General features: G+C 70.8%; 3 protein-coding genes and 1 pseudogene. 1 reads left to right on the top strand and 3 read right to left on the bottom strand.

All coding sequences use genetic code 11. From position 1 onward, the window contains the following. The 3 genes and pseudogenes from C1I97_RS33935 to C1I97_RS33925 form a co-directional block, all read right to left on the bottom strand. Positions 1–226: pseudogene (locus C1I97_RS33935) on the bottom strand (ATP-binding protein); the annotation flags it as partial. 198 nt (positions 227–424) lie between these two features. Then, positions 425–1,096: a formylglycine-generating enzyme family protein gene (locus C1I97_RS33930; protein WP_111006844.1), complete on the bottom strand. Its 672-nt coding sequence runs from the start codon at positions 1,094–1,096 to the stop codon at positions 425–427. Positions 1,097–1,539: 443 nt separating this feature from the next. Continuing rightward, positions 1,540–1,692: a hypothetical protein gene (locus tag C1I97_RS33925; protein ID WP_181447032.1), complete on the bottom strand. Its 153-nt coding sequence runs from the start codon at positions 1,690–1,692 to the stop codon at positions 1,540–1,542. A gap of 787 nt (positions 1,693–2,479) precedes the next feature. Between C1I97_RS33925 and C1I97_RS33915 the strand changes: the two genes are divergently transcribed. Beyond that, positions 2,480–3,058, top strand: a complete 579-nt coding sequence (locus C1I97_RS33915; protein ID WP_258382872.1) for a hypothetical protein — start codon at positions 2,480–2,482, stop codon at positions 3,056–3,058. Positions 3,059–3,207: the final 149 nt, after the last annotated feature.

Raw genomic sequence — 3,207 nt, 5'->3', positions numbered from 1 at the left:
GGGCGGGACCCGGCGTGGGTACGGCCGCGGCGGCCGGGCGGCGGGGCGTCTCGCGCAGCGCCGGGTCGCGCTGCTGGGCGAGTAGCTGCGGAGGCAGCAGGACGACGACGCCGGTGCCGCCACGTGACGAGGGGCGGTAGTTGACGCTGATGCCGTACTTCACCGCGAGCCGTCCGACCACGGCGAGGCCGAGCCGGGTGCCCTGCAGCGAGGCGAGGTCGGTCAAAGGAAATTGATGGCTAGTCAGGTCAGCTGACTTGCGAAGACGTGCGGCAAGCGAACCGATGATCAGCCAGGTCCCCGGCGTGAACATCTCTTCAGCGTGTCAAACCCTCACAGGAACAGCCGGTTTCCAGCCAATCATGTGAGGTTCGAGGTCGATCCCCACCGCATCCGGTGCCCCGTGACCGGGACACGGCTCCGGTCATGCGGGGCGTGCGATGCGGAATCCCACGTCGTCGATGCGGAAGGTCGGGTGGCTGCGGCGCCGTACCGAGGCGCGGCAGCTCCAGTGCTCGTCGGACCATCCGCCTCCGCGCAGCACCCGGTAGGTGCCGTACACGTCGGGGTCGTAGAGGTCCCAGCACCAGTCCCAGACGTTGCCGAGCATGTCGTACAGCCCCCAGGCGTTGGGCCGTTTGCCGCCCACCGGGTGGAGCCGCTCACCGGAGTTGCCCCGGTACCAGGCGACCTCGTCGAGCGGGCCGTGGCGCGGGCCGGTGGTGCCGGCCCGGCAGGAGTGCTCCCACTCGGCCTCGGTCGGCAGCCGGTACCCGTCGGCACAGGCGTCCCACTCGACCGCCCCGGTGCCCTCGTCGCACAGGGGGTAGGCGGGCATCAGCCCCTCGCGCCGGGACAGGGCGTTGCAGAACCGGACCGCGTCCCACCAGGACACGCCCTCGACGGGCAGCCGGTCCCCTCGGGCGGCACTCGGCCGCCGGCCGGTGACCTCCGCGTACAACGCCTGCGTGACCGGGACCGCCGACATCCGGAACGACGCGACCTCGACCGCCCAACTGCGCCGCGTCCGTCGGTCCGACAGCGTCACCCGCCCCGCCGGAACGGCGACCATCCCGTTTCCCGCCCCCGCATCCATGACAGGCGACCGTACCGTGTTCGGACCCGGCTGCCGGCCACATGCCGGGCCCCGCCCCTCGTACGGCCGACCCGGTGGCGAACCGCCGACAGGATCCGGTCCGCCACTCGCTGATCTCGGGGTGCTGGTTGCAGCCCTCGAAGCGTGCGCCCACCACGGGCCGGTCCGCGCCGTCGAGCCATGCGACACGCTGCGGCTCCGCGCCGAGCCGGGCAGGCGGACGGATGCCGGTCACCGGCTCCCAGACCCGCGGCACCGCTGTCTCGACATGAACATCACGGTGCACACCCGGACCATCGGCACATCGCACGTCGTCCGTCCCCTTCGACGTCGGATCCTCCGATCATCCCAACTCGCCCCCTTCCGCAGCAGGATGTGGATCCGCTCACCCGGCTTCGGCTCGCCGAGTGCCCTTGCGCGTCGAAGTCGGCACGACGCCGAGGTCACTTCATCCGCCGGCGGGCTTGCCCCACCTCGCGGCCGACGTCCCAGGCGTCGGTGACCGGCCCGAGGGGGGCGAGCTCGTCGGGATCGATCACCGAGCGGATGGCCTGGACCTGCCCGTCGAGCACCTCGAGGGCCGGGCTGTGGAGCACCTTGCCGTGGTGGGAGCGGGGAGGGGCGCCGCAACGGCATTGCCGTGGCGGACATGCTCGGGGTCGGGTCGAGCACACGGCATCGCCCACCTGAAGAACGGGCGGGTACTGGCCCGCCGCCTCGGCCGCCGCGAACAGATGAGCGACGCCGTCCAAGCCCTTGCCGCCCGGCTGTCCCGCCGACAGACCACCGACCCGGCCTCGGCACGGCAGACGTGAACAGGGAGCCCCACCCGAGCTCTCGATGTCTCACCGCCGGCTGTGGACGAGCTCGTCAGCTGCGTGGCGGCGTGACCTGCGTCGATGCTTGCGTGTCGAACAGATCTCCGGGAATTCCGAAAACCCGTGCGGACGTGCGAGTCGAGTGAGGGTTCGTCATGGGCCCGGCTTCGGGCCCTCGCTCCTCGGCCACGGCACAGTGGCCCGGTCTACGCCGGATGGCGGACGCCATGGGAACAAAGTGCTGGTGGGGCAGGGTGGCTGCCGTGGTTCGGTCTGCGGCCCGCCTGTCCCGGTATGCCTGGGCTCATCGCGCCGGCAGTTCCAGGCGACTCGCTGCCGCATGGGTGAGCAGGTGTCAGAGATCACCTTGAAGGCCTAATTGGCCATCAATCTGCCTGCTCTATTCGCATGTTTGACGTTCCATCAGGAACTGGGGAGTACCCCGTTCGGCTCCCAGGCGCCGGTCCTTCCGATACGCCCGAAATGACAGCTCTGGGGGCCGTCAGTACGTTCAGTCACAGGACGGCTGTTGAAGCCGGTTTCTCGGAGAAGGAGCAAAAACGACATGATCATGACCCGTTCTTCGGCCATCATCGCGGGCGTCGCGGCCGCCGCGGCCCTGACCGCGACCGGCATCACCTACGCCGTGGCCGCCCCCGTGCCGGCGCCCCAGGCGGCCCCGGCCGTCGTCCAGCAAGCGCCCGTTCCCGCCCAGGTACCCCTGGGTAACGAGGGCGGCGAGCGCGGCAAGGGCGGCGGCCACGGGGAGGGCGAGCGCGGCGAGCGTGGCGAGCGTGGCGAGCGCGGCGAGCGCGGGCACCACAGGGTGGGCCGGATCTTCATCAACGAGCGGTCGTTCTCCGCCCGCCCGGACGGCTGCGTCACCGTGGTGAGCGGCCTGGGCTCCAAGAGCTTCAACATCCGCAACGACAGCAGGCGGACCGTCGAGTTCTTCCGCGGGGCGACCTGCGACAACGGCGCCCCCGTCGCCACGGTCGGCCCCCACAGCGAAGCGAACGGAGTCAGGCCGGGGCACGTCGAGGGCGTATTCGTCGAGGACGGAGTGGTGGGCAGCTTCCGGGTGATCCACCACGGCAAGTTCGGGTTCGACGGGTTCGACGACTTCGACGACTTCGACTACTGAGCCGGCCGCGTGATGCGCACGATGTAGAACCCCGGCCCGCCGTAATCGGGCCGGGGTTCCGGTCTCAGCCCCCCCGGGGGCACCCGGCTCGTGGTGCCCACACCTGACCACTACCCGAGGGTCCACGCGCCTGCCACGCCATGCTAAAC

Source organism: Streptomyces sp. NTH33, from assembly GCF_003236365.1.
Taxonomy (GTDB): domain Bacteria; phylum Actinomycetota; class Actinomycetes; order Streptomycetales; family Streptomycetaceae; genus Streptomyces.
Note: the sequence above shows the minus strand (reverse complement) of the source record. Positions and strands in the feature narration are given on the sequence as shown.